A 16,473-nucleotide genomic window follows, 5' to 3' on the forward strand; every position below is an offset into this window, starting at 1 on the left:
CGTGTCACTGACCCGCAAGGGGGCCGCGACCAGGCGGCGGATCGTCGACGGCGCGGCGGCGCAGATCCGCGAGCTCGGCGTGTTCGCGGTGCGCCTGGAGGACGTGATGGCCCGCACCTCGACCAGCAAGAGCCAGCTGTTCCACTACTTCCCCGGCGGCAAGGACGAGTTGCTGCTCGCGGTGGCCCGGCACGAGGCCGACCGGGTGATCGAGGACCAGCAGCCGGAACTCGGCGCACTCACCTCCTGGGACGCCTGGCACCGGTGGCGCGACAAGGTCCTCGCCCGCTACCTCGACCAGGGCAGCGACTGCCCGCTGCACACCGCGCTGGCGCAGCTCGGCGGGGTCTCGGACGCCACCCGGGCGGTCGCCCGCGAGCTGCTCGGCCGGTGGCGGGCCCAACTCGCCGCCGGCATCCGGCAGATGCAGGCGGACGGGGAGATCGCGCCGCGGCTGGACGCCGACCGGGAGGCCTCGGCGCTGCTGGCCGGTGTCCAGGGCGGCGTGCTGATCCTGATGACCACCGGCGACTGCGGGCCGCTGGAGGCCGCCCTCGACGCCGGCCTCGCCCGCCTGCGCGACGCCCGCTGACGTCGGTGGCCGGCGGCAGCAGCGGGCAGCGGCGTCAGCGGCCGGAGGCCTCAGCGGTCTCGGGCCGGCCCGGCCGGCGGGCCGCCGTTGGCGGTGACGATCTCGTCGGCGCTCCGCCCGCCGCCGCGCAGCTCCTCGCCCATCGCGACCTGCTCGTCGTGCGGCTGCTGCCGGAACCAGTCCTCCTGGCGCGGGTCCAGCTGGGCGACGAAGTCGCCGATGAGGCCTGCGGCGTCCCGGAGGGCGCCCTCGAAGTCGGTCATCGTCGGCTCCTTCGCTGTCGGTCGGCGGCACCGGGGCGGGCGGCCCGAAGCCCCTTCCATCTCAGCACCGAACGCCCGACCGGCAACTCTCCGCCACCGGCCGGGTGAGCCGCCGCCCGCCCCGGCGGACCGCCGACCGGCCCGGGGTGCGGTCAATGCCCCAGCGGGGCCGTCCAGTTGAGGGTGGTGCCGCCGCCGGGCGGGGCGGTGACGGTGAAGGTGCCGCCGAGCGACTGGGCGCGCTCTTCGAGGTTGCGCAGGCCGCTGCGGCGGCCCTGGGCGGGGATGCCGAGGCCGTCGTCCTGGACGGTGAGGGCGACCTGGCTGCCGGTGGCCTGCAGGACGACCTCGACGCGTCCGGCCTTGGCGTGCCGCGCCGCGTTGCTGAGCGCCTCGCCGAGGACGGCCACCAGGTGGTCGGCGACGGCGGGCGGGACGTCGGTGTCGAGCAGGCCCTCCATGCTGAGCCGGGGCGCGAAGCCGAGCGCCGAGTGGGCCTCCTCGACGACGTGGACGGCGCGGGCCCGCAGGCCCTGTCCGGCGCCGGCCTCGCGCACCCGCAGGCCGAAGATCGTCGAACGGATGATCTTGATGGTCTCGTCCAGGTCGCCGACGGCGCGCAGCACCCGGTCCGCGGCGCCGGGGTGGTCGATGAAGCGGGAGGCGCTCTGCAGCGTCATGCCGGTGGCGAACAGCCGCTGGATGGCCAGGTCGTGCAGGTCGCGGGCGATCCGGTCGCGGTCCTCCAGGACGGCCAACTGCTCGGCGTCGCGCCGCCGTTCGGCGAGTTCCAGGGCGAGTGCGGCTTGGTCGGCGAAGGCCAGCAGCGGGTCGATCTCGCGCTCGGTGAACTCGGGTTCGCCCGCCCCGCGCACCAGTAGCAGCACGCCCTCGGTGTGGCCCTCGGCGCGGCCGAGCGGCACGGCGACGGCGGGGCCGAGGCCGGTGTACCGGTCGGCGCGGGCGGGGAAGCGCGGGTCCTCGGCGAGCAGGTGCGAGGTGACGGGCGCGCCCTGAACGCAGGCCGCGCCGGAGATGGTGCCCTCCAGCGGGACGTTCGCGCCGATCCGGCCGGTCAGGTCGCCGCCGTGGGAGAGTTCCGTGCGCAGGCCGCCGCCGTCGGGCAGCACGGTGAGCACGTCGGCCTGCCGGGCGCCGCTGATGTCGCAGGCCCGCTGGGCGATCAGCTCGACCACCTGGGTGCGCGAACTGCCGGACAGCAGGCGGCGGTTGATCTCGGCGGTGGCGGTCAGCCAGCGCTGGCGGCGCTGCGCCTCCTCGTACAGGCGGGCGTTGTCGATGGCCACGCCGGCGGCGACGGCGAGGGTGGCGATGACCGATTCGTCGTCGTCGTCGAACCCGGCGCCGCCGCGCTTGTCGGTCAGGTAGATGTTGCCGAACACCTCGTCGCGGACCCGCACCGGCAGGCCCAGGAAGGTGCGCATCTCGGGGTGGTGGGCGGGGCAGCCGGTGGACGCCGGGTGCTCGGTGAGGTCGTCCAGGCGCAGCGGTTCGGGGTGCCGGATGAGTTCGCCGAGCAGGCCCTTGCCGGTGGGGTAGGGGCCGATCCGGGCGATCTCCTCGTCGCTGAGGCCGACGGTGAGGAACTGGGAGAGGGTGTCGCCGTCGGCGCCGATCACGCCGAGCGCCGCGTACTTGGCGTCGGCGAGGACGGCCGCGGCCTCGACGATGCGGCGCAGCACCTGGGTGAGTTCGAGTTCCCGGCCGACCGAGAGGACGGCCTCCAGCAGGCTGTGGACCCGGTCCCGGGTGCCGCGTGCCACGTCGATCCGGGCCTGCAGTTCGGCCAGCAGTTCGTCCAGCCGAAGCTGGGGAAGCCGCGACCGCGGTTCCTCCTCGCGCACTGCGTTCCTCCTCGTCGATTGGCCCTGATCGCCGCCCGATTCTCGCAGACCGGGCGGCGGGGGTGGACCGACGGGGTCGTCGGAAGCGTCACAAAGGGGAAGCTTTGGGGCAGGCGGCGGGCGCAGCGGCCCTCGCGGCGGGCATACTGGCGGGTCACTCCCCCGCAGAGCGGGCGGCACGGCCGGCGCGGGCGACCCGGACGGCGAGTTCGGCCAGCGCCTCGGGGGCGCCGGGTTGGTGGCGGATGCCGGGGAAGGCGTTGACGTCGACGGCGATCGGGCCGTCGGGGCCGGGCAGCAGGTCGACGCCGTACACCTGGAGGCCGTAGGCGGGGCCGGCGGCGAGCGCGAGGGCGCGCTCCTCGGGGCCGGGTGTCCAGGGGCGGCGGGCGGGGCCGCCGGGGTGGAGTTCGGAGCGGCGCTGTTCGGCGAACAGCCGGCCGTCGACCACCCACAGTTTGCGGTCCCAGCCGTCGCCGGGCACCGGCCGCTGGGTGATCACGGGTTCGTCGGGCCAGCGCCCGGCCAGGGCGCGCCACTGCTCGGCGGTGTCGGCGCGGGCGACCAGGTCCTCGCGCCGGCTGCGCCGGCTCTTGACCACCACCGGCCCGTGCCAGGCGAGCCGACCGAGCACGCCGTCGGCCTCGGTGGCGGCGAACGGTATGCCGGCGGCGCGGGCGCGCTGCGCCATGGCGGCGCGGTCCTGACAGAAGGCGGTGGCGGCGGCCGGGTTGAGCACCGGGGTGCCCGCCCGTTCGTAGCGGCGGGCGAGGCTCAGCGCGTCCGGGCCGCGGGCCTTGAGCAGCAGCAGGTCGGCGTCCTGCCCGGCGGGCACCGTGAGGTGTCCCCGGTCGGCGAGCAGCCGGCGGGTGGCGGCGAGCAGCGGGTGGTCCGGGTCGCGGGACAGGACGGCTATCCGCAGGCCGCTCACCGGGTGGCCCGGGCGGGGGCGAGCAGCGGGTCGGCGCCGGGAGTGGGCAGCGGCTCGGCGCCGGGGGTGGGCCAGGACGAGCCGGTGCGGGCGAGCCGGACCACCGCGTCGGCCACCCGCTGGACGGCGTCGGGGACTTGACGGAAGCTCGGGAAGTCGTTGATGTCGACGACGGTGGGGCCGTCCGGTCCGAGCAGCACGTCCAGTCCGTACAGGTCGAGGCCGAACACCTCGCCGACCTGGGCGGCGAGTGCGGCGACCTCGCGCGGCAGCGGGACGGGCCGTTCGGTGGCGGGCCGGTCGGGGTGCAGCGGCGAGGTGCGCTGGGTGGCGAAGAGCTCGCCGCCCGCGCAGTACACCTTGAGGTCGAGTCCGTCGTTGGCGACGTAGGGCTGCGCGATCAGCAGCCCGCCGCCCTCGGGGGCGGTCAACCGGGCCAGGCCGGACGGGTGTTGGACGAGATGGACGGCGCGCCCGGAGGAGCCGTCGGCGGGTTTCACGACCAGCGGGTAGTGCTGTTCGGGTATCGCCGCGAACGCGGCGGGGTCGGCGGCGGCCCAGGTGCGCGGCATCGGCAGGCCGTGCAGGTCGGCGACCACGGCGGTCTGCGCCTTGTCGCGGACCGGGCGGATCGCCCGGGCGTCGTTGACGGTGGTCAGCCCGGCCGCGGCGGCGGACTCCAGCAGCCCAAGGCCGGGCCCGCCCGAGACGGTCTTGAGCACCCACGCGTCATGGCTGCCGCCGCGTATCAGCCGGGCGAGGTCGAGCAGTTCGGCGCCGGGGCGCAGTACGTCCACCCGGTGGCCGGCCGCCCGCAGGCGGTGGACCACCTCCAGCGGCATCCCGTCGTGGCGGTAGTGCTCCTCGACCAGGAAGCAGAACCTCATCTGTGCCCACCCATTCCCCTCTGTCCCCTCGCGCGCGTGCCGTGGGGCCGTTCGCATCTCTCCACCCTGTCACGGATCTTCGAAACGAAAACGGCCAGGGTGTCCGGGAACGGCCACAGACCAGTCACAGGCACATTGCCGCAGGTCTGGAACCCTAAGGCGGGGGCATGACGTTGACATGACGTTCATTTGGCACACTCTTGAGGGGGACCGTGTGCATGCCGAGCTGCGTCCGCACCACCGGCACGATCTGACGGACCGTCCCGCGCCGGCCGTGCTGGCCTACCCGGCGGGTGACGTCCTGGTGGTCTCCGGGCTGCCCGGCAGCGGTAAGAGCACCTTGATGGCGCGCTGCGCGCAGGCGCCCGTGATCGACTCCCAGCACACCCGGCAGCGCTTCGCCACCGCCCTGCCGGGTGTTCCGTACGCGTTGTACCGGCCGCTGGTCCGGGCCGCGCACTACCTGCGGCTGCGGGCGGCGCTGCGGGCCGGCGGGCCGCTGGTGGTGCACGACTGCGGGGCGCTGCCCTGGGTGCGCCGGGCCATCGCCCGCACCGCGCACCGGCAGGGCCGCCGCCTGCACCTGCTGCTGCTGGACGCGACGCCCGCGCAGGCCGCCGACGGGCAGCGGCGGCGCGGGCGGCGGGTGTCGCGGTACGCCTTCGCCCGCCACCGCCGGGCCTCCGCCGCGCTGCGCGCCCTGGTGACGGCGGACGCGCCGCTGCCGGCGGGGGTGGCGTCGGCGGTGCTGCTGCCGCGGGCCTCGGCGGCCCGGCTGGCGGCGATCGGCTTCACGCTGCCGCCGTCCGGGCCGCGGTCGCCGTCGCCGGCCGGTCGGCCGGTGCCCGTGCCGTGCCCGTCGGCGGTGCCGGAGCGGGCCGCGGCGGGGGCTGCGGCGAACGGCTGAGCCGGCCCGCGCGTCGCCCGTCGCCCGGCCCGGTGCTGGCTAGTCTCCGGCCATGCGCACCCCCGACCCCACCCCGGGCCCCGGCACGCCCGCCGCCGCCCCCGTCCCGTCCGCCCCGCTGCCGCCCGCCCCGGGCCAGGACGCCCAACTCCCGGACGCCCCGGGCCAGGACGCCCCGCTCCCGCCCGCGCCGGCGCGTCCGCAGCGCGGCCCGCGGGTGCGGCGGATCGCCGACCGGCTGTCGGTGCAGTTCCGCGTCCCGATCGAGCCGCAGTACGAGCAGGCCGGGCGCCGCTGGACGCTGCGCTGGTACGACGGCCCGACCGTGACGGCGGTGCGCTGCGCGCTGGAACGGCTGTTCCCGGACGAGGAGTTCGCGGTGCGGCGCGACCTGACCACCCGGGCGCTGGTGCTGGCCGCGATCCGGGAGACCCGGGCCGGGGCGATGCACCGCTCGGTGGGCAGTTGGGGGCAGCGCTACCACCTGGAGCAGCTGCTCGCCGACCGGGAGCACCCGGACCGCACCACCGATCCGCGCGAAGCGGCCATGCTGGAGCGGCTGTTGGCGGCCTCCTCGGCGGCCGCCGGGCGCGGCGCGGGCGGGCCGGACCTGGCCCGCGCGTTCGACCTGGTGGCCCGCGACGGCGTCGCCTGGCTGCTGCCCGAGGCGCGGTTGGCCGGGCCCGCGGACGGGTCGGCCCTCGCGCTGAGCCCGCTGGAGTACCTGACCGCCCGTTACGCGACGGGCGTGCACCGCACCGCGTGGGAGACCGCGCTGACCACCCTGCCGCTGCGCGCGGCCGTCGCCGCCGCCCACCGGGACCCGGAGCCCGATCCGGACGCGGCCCGCGCCGCCCTCGCCCTGCTGCCCGCGCTGCGCGCCCAGGCCACCGCCGAACTCGACGCGGTGGAGTCCCGGTTGGCGGCGGCGCTGGCCGCGCCCGGTGCGGAGCCCGGCTCCGCCGGCAGCGTGTCGACCCCCATTCTGCCTGCTCACGAGCGCCCGCGGTAGGACCGGACGCACACTTCTCCGCCCTTGTCCGGCAGGCTCGTTCGGGCGCAGACTCGTCCGCAATCCCCCCGTTCGGACGAGTTGATGGGAGTCGTGTGTCCGCACACGTCGATCAGGAATTGGCCCTGCGTGCCCGGGTGCTGCTGGCCGGCAGCGAGCCGCCCACCCCGTGGCAGGCCTACCGGGCGCACCGCCTGCTGGCCCGGGACAACCCGGCCGTGCACCTGCCGAAGCTGGCGCTGGCCGCCGTCGAACTGACCCGCCACCACCCGGTGCTGCTCCGCCGCGACCTCCAACTGCGCCTGCTGGACGAGGCGTTGGAGGCCGCGGCGGCGATCCCCGGGGACGATCCGTTCCGCCTGCGGGCGCTGGCCCGGATCCACCGCGAGCACGCGGAGCGCGCCGGGCAGCTGGGCCTCACGGCGCGTTGAGTCCTTCCGGGGCCGGCCCTCGGCTGTTACAGCCGGCCCCGGAAGTGCTGCTTCTCCACCAGTTCGCCGTCCTTGAAGCAGAACCGCACCACATCCTGGGCGCCGTTGTCGCCGGTGGGGACGTCGCCCGCGAACCAGCGGCAGCGCGCGCCCTCCGGCACCGGCGGGCCGAGCTTCTTGAAGTCGCCGGTCAGGAAGTCGCTGCCGACCGGCAGGAGGCCGTTCACCGACTCCTCGGAGCGGCCGACCTCGATCGAGTCGTACAGCTCGGTGGAGACGGTGGCGTCGCGCATCGAGCTGACGAACATCAGCGTCCCGATCGCGGCGACCACGCCGACCACGCCCAGCACGGCGGCCCCGCCCAGCGCGCAGCCCAGCGCGGGGCTCCGGCGGCGCTTCTCCGGGCCGATCAACTGCCCTGCCAGTTCCCGCAGTTCCTCGTCCTCGGGGATGGCGTCCAGCGCCCCCTCGGAGATGTACGGGAGGCGGCCGCTGAGCCGGAAGCCGCCGTCGGAGCGCGGCCCGGCCTGGATCGTGCCGCCGAGCAGCCGGGCCCGTTCGCGCAGTCCGGTCAGGCCCTGGCCGCCGGAGACCGCCGCCGTGCCGTCGCCGCCGGGCTCGTTGACCACCTCGACCATCACGGCGTCCCGCTCGTAGCGGACCGTCAGCAGGATCCGCGCGCCCTGCGCGTGCTTGTGCGCGTTGGTCAGGCCCTCCTGGGCTATCCGGTACGCGGCGTGGCCGGTCGCGGCGGCGAGTTCGCGCGGCTTGCCCTCGTGCCGCAGCTCCACCAGGGCGCCCGCCGCCTGCGAGCTCTCCGCCAGCCGGTCGATCGCGTCCACGCCGCCCGCCGCCGGCGCCGAGTCGTCCCGCAGCAGGCCCACCACCTGGCGCAGTTCGCGCATCGCGCCGGTCGCGGCCTGCCGCAGCACGCCGACGGCCTCGCGCTGCCGCTCGCCGAGGGTGCTGTCCACTTCCAGCGCGCCGGTGTGCACGGCGATCAGGGCGAGCTGGTGGCCGAGGCTGTCGTGCATGTCCTGGGCGATCCGGTGCCGTTCGCGCAGCCGCGCCTGGTGGGCGATCATCACGCGTTCGCGGACCAGTTGTTCGTTGCGTTCGCGCAGGCTGTCCAGCAGGGCGCGGCGCTGCGAGCGGTAGCGGCCGAGCAGTGCGGGCAGCACGCCCAGCAGCAGGAAGCCGATCACGCAGACGGCGAGCAGCCCGGGCAGCGGCAGGTGGTCGCGGCGGTTCTGGGCCAGGCCGACGGCGAAGGTCAGCAGGAAGCCGGCGCCGAAGTACGCGGGCGCGTGCCAGGGCCGGGTGATCCGCCGGCCCGCCGAGTAGCCGGCCGCGGCGAGCAGCGGCAGGAAGCCGCTCGGCCCGCCGACCAGTCCCGACGACAGCACCAGCACCGGCCCGGGGAAGCCGCGCCGCAGCAGGAACAGCGCCCCGCTGGCGGCCACCACCAGCGACGACGGCCACCCGCCGTCGTCGGCCCCCTGCAACAGCGCCGCGAGCCCGCACACCGCGAGCCCGCCCAGCGCCTCCCGGACCACCAGCCACCACGACCAGGGCCCCGGCACCGCCCGCTCCACCCACCTACGTATCACCCTTTGACCCTAGCGGCCCGAACCGGCCGTCGGGGACGACGGTCGCCCGCCGGTCGCCGGCCAGTGGTGGCGCAGGAACGCGCCCCAGCCGATCGCCTCCCGGACCTCCTCGAAGGCCGCGGCCCGCTCCGGTGCGCGGGCGACGGCGGAGCAGGCGCGGGCGTACGCGTTCGGAGTGGGGACGGCCCCCCGGATGAGGAGGTGACGGACCGTCCGGGCGTCCAGCCGGGCGGCCGCCCACTCGACGGCCGACACTCCGTGCACCCGACGGTCGTCCACCTCCGCGCCGTACTCCATCAGCAGGTCGACCAGTTCGGGCGTCTCCGCGAGCGACAGCGGCAGGTACATGTCGCCCCGGGCCTGCGGTCCGACGGGCGCTCCGGCGGCGAGCAGCAGGCGCGCGACCTCGGTGTGCCCGCGCGTCAGGGCCTGACACAGCAGCGTCAACTCGCGCCACTCCCCGGCCGGTTGGTGCGGGCGCTCCCCCGCCCGGAGCTCCGCGGCGACGTGCTCGGCGCAGCCGTCGAGGACGGCGCGCTCCAGCGGTGCGGTGGGCCAGGGGTAGCGCGATCCGTCGTGGTCGTGGTCCGTCGGCTCGATGGCGTCGCTCATGGGAGTCGATCATGCCAGGGCGGGGGTGCTCCGTGTGGGGGAGAACGATTGCCGCCGGTGCGACAAAGGGATTGTCTGCCGGTATGCCGTCGAAGAACCGCCGCCCGCTCGCCGCCGCCCTCACCGCCCTCGCCGCCCTCGCGGTCGGCTGCTCCGCCCTCGACGTCGAGGAGCGGGCCGACACCCCCGCCGCGCCGCCGGCCGTCGCGCGGCCCGCCGCCGGCGTGCCGCAGGGCGCGGCGGGGCAGGAGGCGAACGGCCGGCTGGGCGCCGCCGAGCAGGGGGCGAGGCAGCAGGCCGAGCGGCAGGCCGCGCTCGCCGTCGCCCGCACGTGGGGGCTGGCCGCGCTGCCGCTGAAGGCGCCCGCCGCGCCCGCCGAGAAGCCGGAGCTCGTCGCCGGGCCGAACGTCCTGCTCGCCGACGGGCTGCCGCCGGTGGTGCGCCGGGTGCCCACCGAGGACCGGGTGGTGTTCCTGACGGTGGACGACGGCGCCGAGAAGGACCCCGGGTTCGCCGAGATGGTCGCCGAACTGGACGTGCCGCTGTCGGTGTTCCTCTCCGACTACCTGGCGCGCTCCGACTACGACTACTTCCGCGGCCTGCGCGACCACGGCGTGGACGTCGGCAACCACACCGTGAACCACCCCGACCTGCGCCGCCTGGGCGCCGACGCCCTGCACCGCGAGATCTGCGGGCAGCAGGACCGCCTGGAGCGGGAACTCGGCGCCCGCCCCGCCCTGTTCCGCCCCCCGTACGGCGAGTACACGGCCGCCGCGCTGCGCACCGCCGCCTCCTGCGGGATCACCGCCGTCGCGCTGTGGACCGAGGAGGCGTTCCCCGACCACCTCGAGTACCGCTACAGCGACGAGCGGTTCCACCCCGGCGACATCGTCCTCACCCACTTCCGCGCCCCGGCCCCCGGCTGGCGGGGCACCATGACCGATATGCTGCGCCGCGTCGTCGACGCCGCCACCGCCGAGGGCTTCGCGATCGCCCGCCTGGAGGACTACCTCTGAGCCGGTGGGCCGCCGCCCTCAGGGGGCGACGAAGCCCGCGCGGTAGGCGAGGACCACGGCGTGGGTGCGGTTGCGGGCGCCGAGCTTGGTGAGGACGTTCGCGACGTGGGTCTTGACGGTCTCCGCGCCGAGGAACAGCTCCCGGGCGATCTCGGCGTTGCCCAGGCCCGCGGCCATCAGCCGCAGCACGTCCTGCTCGCGGTCGGAGAGCCGGTGCGCGAACGGGGTGGTGGCGCGGCGGTGGCGCAGGGCCAGTTCGCGCACCGAGTCGGGGAACATCAGGGTGTCGCCGAACGCGGCGAGCCGGACGGCCTGCACGATCGCCTCCGGCCGGGAGCGTTTGAGCAGGAAGCCGGCCGCGCCGGCGAGCAGCGCGTCGTGCACGCTGTCGTCGTTCTCGAAGGTGGTGATCACCACGACGCGGGGTGCGGGGACGACGGTGTCGAGGATCCGCCGGGCGGCCTGGATGCCGTCGAGGGCGGGCATCCGGACGTCGGTGAGGACGACGTCCGGGGTCAGCGAGCGGGCGAGGGCGACCGCTTGCGCGCCGGTGTCGGCCTCGCCGACCACCTCGATGTCGGCTTCGGCGCCGAGGATGACGGCGAGGCCGGAGCGCACCAGCGGTTCGTCGTCGGCGATCAGCACCCTGATCGGCGCGGTGGTCACAGGTCCCCTCCTGGGTGGTCGTGGGTGGCCCGGGCGAGCGTCAGGGGCAGCCGGGCGGCGACCCGCCAGCAGCCCTCGACCGGGCCGAACTCGGCCTGCCCGCCGAGGAGTTGTGCGCGCTCGGCGATGCCCCGGATGCCGCGCCCGCCGCGCCGGGAGGCACGGACGCGGGCGGGCAGCGGGTTGGAGACCAGCAGGCGCAGCTCGCCCGCCTCGGCCTCGATGCTCACCTGCACGGGTGAACCGGCGGCGTGCCGCAGGGCGTTGGTGAGGGCTTCCTGGACGATCCGGTAGGCCTCGCGGGAGACCACGGCGGGCGTCGCGTCCAGGTCGCCGACGGTGAGGGCGACGGGTGAGCCGGCGGCGCGGGCGGAGTCGGCGAGGCGGTGGACGTCGCGCAGGTCGGGTTGCGGGGCGCGGCCGGGGCTCTCCTCGCGGAGCAGGCCGAGGACGTGGTCGAGTTCGTCGGCGGCCGCGCGGGCGGCCTCCTCGATGGCGGCGAGGGCGCCCCGCGCGAAGGCCGGGTCGCGGTCCAGGACCCGTCCGGCGGCGGCCGCCTGGAGCGTGACCACGCCGAGGGCGTGGCCGACCGAGTCGTGCAACTCCCGTGCCAGTCGGTTGCGTTCGGCGAGCTGGGCGGTGCGGCGTTCGGCCTGGGCGAGCCTCTCGGCGGCGGACGGTCCGAGCAGCGCGGGCGCCGAGCGTTCCAGGGCCAGGCCGGCCGCCCGGGCGGCCAGCGGCAGCAGCAGGGCGAGCAGCGCCCCGGCGGGCGGCGCGAGCGGGGCCGGCACCGCGCCGAGCCACCCCGGCGGCGCGTCCAGGAACGGGCGCACGGCCAGCGCCACGACGGCGGGCGGCGTCGCCATGGTCGCCCCGGCGACGGGGGCGCCGAGGCCGAGGTGCAGCACGGCCCACAGCGCGGTCCGTCCGCGCGAGGCCGCCGCGTCCTCGTCGCGCTCCCAGCGGGCCCCGAGCGGCAGCAGGGTGCGGACGATCGCGGACTCCAGCTGCCGGACGAACGGCAGCGCGGCGGCGGTCGCCGCGACCAGGGGCAGCGCCGCCAGGTAGGCGGCGAACTGGACCAGCAGTGATCTTTCGGTCGGGAACAGCGGCGCGAGGGCGATGTTCAGCACGAACCAGAACGGCGTCATCATCGCGCCGCCCAGGATCAGCAGCGCCCAGCGCCGCCGGGCCGCGCGGCCGAGCAGCGCCGACGCGGCCCGCCGGACCTCCCCCCAAAGCGTCACGCCGGGATCATCCCACCCCGGTCGGCGCCGCGCTCCGACGCCCCCGCCGCCTCGGTCACCAGCAGCGCCAGCACGGTCGCGAGCACCGCGCCGGACAGCGCCAGCAGCCCGCCCACCAGGGCCAGGCCGCGCATGTCCGCGCCCTTGCTCATCGGGTTGTCCAGGGTCGAGGCGATCAGCCAGAACAGGCCCCAGCCGAACGAGGTGCCGGTGCCCACCCAGGACATCGCCAGCGCGCCGCGGGCCGACCGGCCGTCGCGCCGCCGCCAGGTCAGCGCGACCATGCCGAGCAGGCCGACCAGGGTGAGCACGGCGTAGCCGCCGTCGACGACCAGCGCCTGCGCGGCCTGCCGGGTGTCGCCGGGGCGCAGGGCGTGGCCGCCGAACGCCCAGGACAGCTGGATCGCCACCGGGGCCAGCCCGATCACGGCGGCCAGCGCGACGACCAACCGCCGCACCCCGTCGGCGGGGCCGGCCGGCAGGTCGCGCAGGCGCAGCGTGAACACGGCCGCCCAGCGCTCCCGGGCGTGCAGCAGGAAGCCGCCGACCAAGCCGATCGCCTGGAGGCCGAAGCCGCCGTAGACCACGGCGAACACCCAGCCCTCGATCAGGCCCTGGCTGGGGTCGCCGCCGGAGGAGAAGCCGCCGGTGAACGCGCCGACGACGGCGGAGACGGGCACCACCAGGGCGATCGGCGCGAGCAGGCCGGTGGCGACGAACATCGGGAGGACCAGCAGCCAGCCGGGGATCCGCCGCCCCCACGGGCGGGCCAGGCCGAGGGCGACCACGGCGGCGACGGCGTCCATGGCGAGGGTGGCCAGGTTGGCGCCGATCATGGTGCCGCTGCGCATGTCGTCGCCGTGGACGCCGATGTCGCTGCCCGCGATCCAGGCGATCTTCAGTGCCAGGTAGGGCAGGGTCGCGGCGATCGTTCCGACGCACAGGGCGGTCCGCAGCCGGGCGGTGCCCCGGCGGGTGGGTATTTTCGTCATGGCTCGACGATCGCAACGGCCCGGGGTGCGCCGATTCCCCCGGAGCGGGGACGCGGCTCCCCCGTTCGGGGGAGCTACGAGTCGGCGGTGCGCGGGCCGGGGACGGTCGAGATCGCGATCCCGGGCAGGGCCTGCGGGTGGTGGTCGCGCAGGAACGCCACCAGGTGTTCGCGCAGGTCGCAGCGGAGCACGAAGGCGTCGTCGGCGTCGGCGGCGGTGGCCAGGGCGCGCACCACCAGGGTGCTGGGGGTGGTGTCGACGACCTGCAGGGCGCTGCCCTCGCCGTCCCAGCGCGGGTGCTTGGCGAGGTAGTCGTCGAACTCGGCGCGCAGCAGGTCGACGGGCGTGCGGTGGTCGAGGTGCAGCAGGGCGGTGCCGGTGATCCGGGAGGAGCGGCGCGACCAGTTCTCGAACGGGCGGCCCGCGAAGTGGGACATCGGCATGACGATCCGCCGCTGGTCCCAGGTGGCGATCACCACGGCGGTCAGGGTGATCTCCTCGACGGTGCCCCATTCGCCGCCGACCACGACCACGTCGCCGATCCGGGCCAGGTCGCCGAAGGCCATCTGGATGCCCGCGAACAGGTTGGACAGGGTGCTCTGCGCGGCGATGCCGGCGACCACGCCGACCAGTCCGGCGGAGGCCAGCAGGCTGGTGCCGACGACCCGGACCGCCGGGAAGGTCATCAGCATCGCAGCGAGCGCGAGCAGCGCGATGCCGGCCTGCAGGATGCGGCCGAGCAGCCCGGCCTGGGTGCGGGCCCGGCCCGCCCACGCCGCGTCGCGGCGGCGCACCGCGAGCCGCACCGCCGCGTCCAGCACCAGCACGGCGGCCCGGGCCGCGAGCCAGGCGCAGGAGCCGATGGTGGCGAGCGCCAGCAGGTGGCCGACACCCTGCGGCGCGCGCACCCACGGCGCGGCGGCGAGCAGCAGCAGACAGGCCGTCACCGCGAGCATCGGCCGCCGGCAGCCGCGCAGCAGGTCCGGGACGGCGCCGCCGGAGCGGGCCGCGAGCCGGCGGGCCGTCAGCCCGGCCGTCCGGTCGGCCGCCCAGAGCACCAGTGCCACCGCCGCGCCGGCCACCGCCAGCCGTACCGCGCTCCACCACACGCCGTCCGCCTCCTCGCCGTCCAGGCCGTCCGCGCCGTCCGCGCCGTCCAGGCCGTCCAGGCCGTCCAGGCCGTCCAGGCCACCTTGTGCCGCTTGTGCCGCCTTGTGCCCCGCGGATCGGCAGGGCCCTGGCCGCCTTTCCGCCGGACGCGGATTCACACCCCGGAGTGACCCTCGCCACCGGTGTGCGATGGCTCCGGCGCGGCCGGGCATACGCGGGGTGCCGATCGGCCAGGGTGGGGATCGGCCATTCGGCGAGGGAGGACGGGCCCGTGAATCCGATCGAACGCGCGCTGCGCGCCGTCGACCGCACCCAGCAGCGGTTCCGGCCGCCGGCCGTGGTGTTCGGCGTGATGAAGAAGTACGGCGACGACCGGGGCGGCCTGCTGGCCGCGCTGATCACGTACTACGGCTTCGTGTCGCTGATCCCGCTGCTGCTTCTGCTCTCCACCGTGCTGGGCTTCGTGCTGCACGGTCATCCGGAGGCGCAGCAGCGGGTGGTCGACTCCGCGTTGGCGGATTTTCCGATCATCGGCGACCAGTTGCGGGAGAACGTGCACTCGGTGCAGGGCAGCGGGCTGGCGCTGGTGATCGGTGTCCTCGGTCTGCTCTACGGTGCGCTGAACATCGCGCAGGTGCTCCAGCACGCGATGGCCGAGGTGTGGAACGTCCCGGGTGTGCGGCGGCCCGGCTACTTTCCGCGGCTGGCGCGCAGCCTGGCGCTGTTCGGGGCGCTCGGGATCGGCCTGGTGGTGACCACGGCCGCCGCCGCGCTGGTCTCCACCACCCTGGGCGGCGTGCCCGCCCGGATCGGTGCCCTGGTGCTGTCGGCGGTGCTGAACACGGCGCTGTTCGTCGCCTGCCTGCGGATCCTCACCCCGAAGGAGGTCCCGACCCGCCGGCTGCTGCCGGGCAGCCTGGTGGCGGGCCCGCTGTTCACCGGCCTGCAGGCGTTCGGCGCGGCCCTGGTCGCGCACCAGCTGCGGCACGCCACCGCCGTGTACGGCTTCTTCGCGACGGTCATCGGCCTGCTGTCCTGGCTGTACCTGGCCTCCCAGATCACCGTCTACGCGGCCGAGACCAACGTGGTGCTGGCCCGCCGGCTGTGGCCCCGCTCGCTGCTCCAACCCCCGCTCACCCAGCCGGACTTGGAGGTGCTGGCGGCGCTGGCCCGGCAGGAGGAGCGGCGGCCCGAGCAGCACGTGGAGGTCGAGTTCGACACCTCGGCGGGCGACGATCCCGAGGCATCCGGCAAGCCCGACGAGGACCCCGGGCGCGACGAGGACCCCGGGGGCGGGGGCGGCCCCGGGCGCGACGGCGGCGACGGGCGGCGGTGACCGGCCGGGCGCTGTCGGTGCCCGCCGATAGCGTCCGGGCCATGACTGATCGTGAGACCTACGCCCCGCTGGTGTTCCTGGAGTACAAGCACCGGCCGGGCTCGTACTGCCTGATGCTGACGGACGATCGGATGGTCGCGGTGGACGAGGTGTTCGAGGCGGCGGGGCAGCAGAACGGCGGCTACGGCTGGGAGGCGGTGGCCCGCTCGGCGGTCCGCTCGCGCGCTCCGCACCTGGAGGGCCGGTTCCGCTACGACCCGGAGGCCGGCATGTTCGTGGCGTACGGGGACGACGCGGAGGCGCTGCGCGAACTCGGCGCGCTGCTGTCGGGTGCCTTCCGCGACCGGCCGACGCTGCGCGAGCTGATCGACGCCGCCGAGCCCGACTGGTTCGACTGACCGGCCGTTCCGCCCGGCCGGTCCCGGGCGCGCGAACGCCGACGGCCGCCCCTCCCGACATGAGGGGCGGCCGTCGGCGTGTGCGGGTGGTCCGCGGTGCGGACCGGTGGGGCCGGGCGTCCGGATCAGACGGAGAGGACCTGGCCCGGGAAGATCACGTCGGCGCTGGCGCCGATGGTCTTGGCGTTGGCCTTGAACAGCGCGTCCACGGTGGTGCCGTTGGCGGCGGCGATCGCGCTCAGGGTGTCGCCGGACTTGACGGTGTAGCTGCCGCCGTCGGCCTTCGCGGCGCCGGCGTTGTGCTTCTTCCAGGACTGCTCGCCCTGCGCCGTCTTGTTCTTCGCGCCCTGGTCGGCGGCCTGCGGGGCCTGCGCCCGGGTCTGCGAACGCGAGGCGGCGTCGTCGGCGGCGGTGGTGTTCACCGCGGCCTTGTCGCTCTGCGCGGCAGCGGGCTTGGTGGTCTTGGTGACGCTGGGGGTCGCCGTGGCGGCGGTGCTCGCCGAGGAGGTGTCGACCTGGGCCGGGGTGCCGCCCTTGGTCAGACCGGCCTTGACGGAGCACACCGGCCAGGCGCCGGGGCCCTGGGAGGCGAGCACCT

The 16,473-nt window shown here is 76.0% G+C and carries 18 protein-coding genes; 7 read left to right on the plus strand and 11 right to left on the minus strand.

What is annotated here, in order from left to right; translation table 11 throughout:
• Position 1: 1 nt before the first annotated feature.
• Positions 2 to 592 carry a TetR/AcrR family transcriptional regulator gene (locus tag ACWEMJ_RS26920; RefSeq protein ID WP_452139710.1) on the plus strand — a complete coding sequence of 197 codons (591 nt, stop codon included), beginning with the start codon at positions 2 to 4 and terminating at the stop codon, positions 590 to 592.
• A gap of 50 nt (positions 593 to 642) precedes the next feature.
• Here ACWEMJ_RS26920 and ACWEMJ_RS26925 read toward each other — a convergent pair whose 3' ends face one another.
• From ACWEMJ_RS26925 to ACWEMJ_RS26940, 4 genes are all read right to left on the minus strand, one after another.
• Positions 643 to 855 carry a hypothetical protein gene (locus ACWEMJ_RS26925; RefSeq protein ID WP_452139711.1) on the minus strand — a complete coding sequence of 71 codons (213 nt, stop codon included), beginning with the start codon at positions 853 to 855 and terminating at the stop codon, positions 643 to 645.
• A gap of 152 nt (positions 856 to 1,007) precedes the next feature.
• Positions 1,008 to 2,720: a GAF domain-containing protein gene (locus tag ACWEMJ_RS26930; protein WP_452139712.1), complete on the minus strand. Its 1,713-nt coding sequence runs from the start codon at positions 2,718 to 2,720 to the stop codon at positions 1,008 to 1,010.
• A 154-nt stretch (positions 2,721 to 2,874) separates the two neighbouring features.
• Positions 2,875 to 3,651: an ATP-grasp domain-containing protein gene (locus ACWEMJ_RS26935; RefSeq protein WP_452139713.1), complete on the minus strand. Its 777-nt coding sequence runs from the start codon at positions 3,649 to 3,651 to the stop codon at positions 2,875 to 2,877.
• Positions 3,648 to 4,538: an ATP-grasp domain-containing protein gene (locus ACWEMJ_RS26940; RefSeq protein WP_452139714.1), complete on the minus strand. Its 891-nt coding sequence runs from the start codon at positions 4,536 to 4,538 to the stop codon at positions 3,648 to 3,650. The genes ACWEMJ_RS26935 and ACWEMJ_RS26940 overlap by 4 nt, the downstream gene beginning before the upstream one ends.
• A gap of 214 nt (positions 4,539 to 4,752) precedes the next feature.
• Here ACWEMJ_RS26940 and ACWEMJ_RS26945 point away from each other — a divergent pair, with 214 nt between their 5' ends.
• The 3 genes from ACWEMJ_RS26945 to ACWEMJ_RS26955 all read left to right on the plus strand — a co-directional run bounded on the left by ACWEMJ_RS26945 (position 4,753) and on the right by ACWEMJ_RS26955 (position 6,888).
• The gene (locus ACWEMJ_RS26945) at positions 4,753 to 5,445 is read left to right on the plus strand and encodes an AAA family ATPase (RefSeq protein ID WP_452139715.1); all 693 of its coding nucleotides are present in this window, start codon (positions 4,753 to 4,755) and stop codon (positions 5,443 to 5,445) included.
• Between the two features lie 52 nt (positions 5,446 to 5,497).
• Positions 5,498 to 6,457 carry a hypothetical protein gene (locus tag ACWEMJ_RS26950; protein ID WP_452139716.1) on the plus strand — a complete coding sequence of 320 codons (960 nt, stop codon included), beginning with the start codon at positions 5,498 to 5,500 and terminating at the stop codon, positions 6,455 to 6,457.
• 95 nt (positions 6,458 to 6,552) lie between these two features.
• A complete protein-coding gene (locus ACWEMJ_RS26955; protein WP_452139717.1) occupies positions 6,553 to 6,888 on the plus strand; it encodes a hypothetical protein in 336 nt (111 codons plus the stop codon).
• A gap of 26 nt (positions 6,889 to 6,914) precedes the next feature.
• Here the strand turns inward: ACWEMJ_RS26955 and ACWEMJ_RS26960 are convergent, their stop codons facing one another.
• Together ACWEMJ_RS26960 and ACWEMJ_RS26965 are read right to left on the minus strand one after the other, a co-directional pair.
• Positions 6,915 to 8,498 carry a sensor histidine kinase gene (locus tag ACWEMJ_RS26960; RefSeq protein WP_452139718.1) on the minus strand — a complete coding sequence of 528 codons (1,584 nt, stop codon included), beginning with the start codon at positions 8,496 to 8,498 and terminating at the stop codon, positions 6,915 to 6,917.
• A 9-nt stretch (positions 8,499 to 8,507) separates the two neighbouring features.
• A complete protein-coding gene (locus tag ACWEMJ_RS26965) occupies positions 8,508 to 9,110 on the minus strand; it encodes an ankyrin repeat domain-containing protein (RefSeq protein ID WP_452139719.1) in 603 nt (200 codons plus the stop codon).
• 83 nt (positions 9,111 to 9,193) lie between these two features.
• Between ACWEMJ_RS26965 and ACWEMJ_RS26970 the strand changes: the two genes are divergently transcribed.
• Positions 9,194 to 10,126: a polysaccharide deacetylase family protein gene (locus ACWEMJ_RS26970; protein WP_452139720.1), complete on the plus strand. Its 933-nt coding sequence runs from the start codon at positions 9,194 to 9,196 to the stop codon at positions 10,124 to 10,126.
• Between the two features lie 18 nt (positions 10,127 to 10,144).
• Here ACWEMJ_RS26970 and ACWEMJ_RS26975 read toward each other — a convergent pair whose 3' ends face one another.
• The 4 genes from ACWEMJ_RS26975 to ACWEMJ_RS26990 all read right to left on the minus strand — a co-directional run bounded on the left by ACWEMJ_RS26975 (position 10,145) and on the right by ACWEMJ_RS26990 (position 14,299).
• Positions 10,145 to 10,792 carry a response regulator gene (locus ACWEMJ_RS26975; protein ID WP_452139721.1) on the minus strand — a complete coding sequence of 216 codons (648 nt, stop codon included), beginning with the start codon at positions 10,790 to 10,792 and terminating at the stop codon, positions 10,145 to 10,147.
• The gene (locus ACWEMJ_RS26980) at positions 10,789 to 12,039 is read right to left on the minus strand and encodes a sensor histidine kinase (protein WP_452139722.1); all 1,251 of its coding nucleotides are present in this window, start codon (positions 12,037 to 12,039) and stop codon (positions 10,789 to 10,791) included. Before ACWEMJ_RS26980 ends, ACWEMJ_RS26975 begins: the two co-directional genes overlap by 4 nt.
• Positions 12,036 to 13,031, minus strand: coding sequence for a hypothetical protein (locus ACWEMJ_RS26985; RefSeq protein ID WP_452139723.1), 996 nt, complete (start codon positions 13,029 to 13,031; stop codon positions 12,036 to 12,038). Before ACWEMJ_RS26985 ends, ACWEMJ_RS26980 begins: the two co-directional genes overlap by 4 nt.
• A 74-nt stretch (positions 13,032 to 13,105) precedes the next feature.
• Positions 13,106 to 14,299 (minus strand): mechanosensitive ion channel family protein, encoded by a 1,194-nt coding sequence (locus ACWEMJ_RS26990; protein ID WP_452139724.1) that lies wholly within the window; start codon positions 14,297 to 14,299, stop codon positions 13,106 to 13,108.
• 113 nt (positions 14,300 to 14,412) lie between these two features.
• On the opposite strand from ACWEMJ_RS26990, the gene ACWEMJ_RS26995 reads away from it, so the two are divergent.
• Both ACWEMJ_RS26995 and ACWEMJ_RS27000 read left to right on the plus strand, forming a co-directional pair.
• Positions 14,413 to 15,477 (plus strand): YihY/virulence factor BrkB family protein, encoded by a 1,065-nt coding sequence (locus tag ACWEMJ_RS26995; protein WP_452139725.1) that lies wholly within the window; start codon positions 14,413 to 14,415, stop codon positions 15,475 to 15,477.
• A 41-nt stretch (positions 15,478 to 15,518) separates the two neighbouring features.
• Entirely contained in the window at positions 15,519 to 15,875 is a 357-nt protein-coding gene (locus ACWEMJ_RS27000; protein ID WP_452139726.1) for an immunity 51 family protein, read from the plus strand.
• Positions 15,876 to 16,000: 125 nt separating this feature from the next.
• Here the strand turns inward: ACWEMJ_RS27000 and ACWEMJ_RS27005 are convergent.
• A partial coding sequence (locus ACWEMJ_RS27005) for a LysM peptidoglycan-binding domain-containing protein (protein ID WP_452139727.1) occupies positions 16,001 to 16,473 on the minus strand: 473 nt, incomplete at its 5' end.

The organism is Kitasatospora sp. NPDC004531, assembly GCF_053602195.1.

Excerpts from the sequence above, each read along its gene's own strand:
- ACWEMJ_RS26970 (WP_452139720.1), top strand. The coding sequence starts at position 9,194 with ATGCCGTCGAAGAACCGCCGCCCGCTCGCCGCCGCCCTCACCGCCCTC.
- ACWEMJ_RS26925 (WP_452139711.1), bottom strand. The coding sequence starts at position 855 with ATGACCGACTTCGAGGGCGCCCTCCGGGACGCCGCAGGCCTCATCGGC.
- ACWEMJ_RS26985 (WP_452139723.1), bottom strand. The coding sequence starts at position 13,031 with ATGACGAAAATACCCACCCGCCGGGGCACCGCCCGGCTGCGGACCGCC.
- ACWEMJ_RS27000 (WP_452139726.1), top strand. The coding sequence starts at position 15,519 with ATGACTGATCGTGAGACCTACGCCCCGCTGGTGTTCCTGGAGTACAAG.
- ACWEMJ_RS26950 (WP_452139716.1), top strand. The coding sequence starts at position 5,498 with ATGCGCACCCCCGACCCCACCCCGGGCCCCGGCACGCCCGCCGCCGCC.
- ACWEMJ_RS26940 (WP_452139714.1), bottom strand. The coding sequence starts at position 4,538 with ATGAGGTTCTGCTTCCTGGTCGAGGAGCACTACCGCCACGACGGGATG.
- ACWEMJ_RS26965 (WP_452139719.1), bottom strand. The coding sequence starts at position 9,110 with ATGAGCGACGCCATCGAGCCGACGGACCACGACCACGACGGATCGCGC.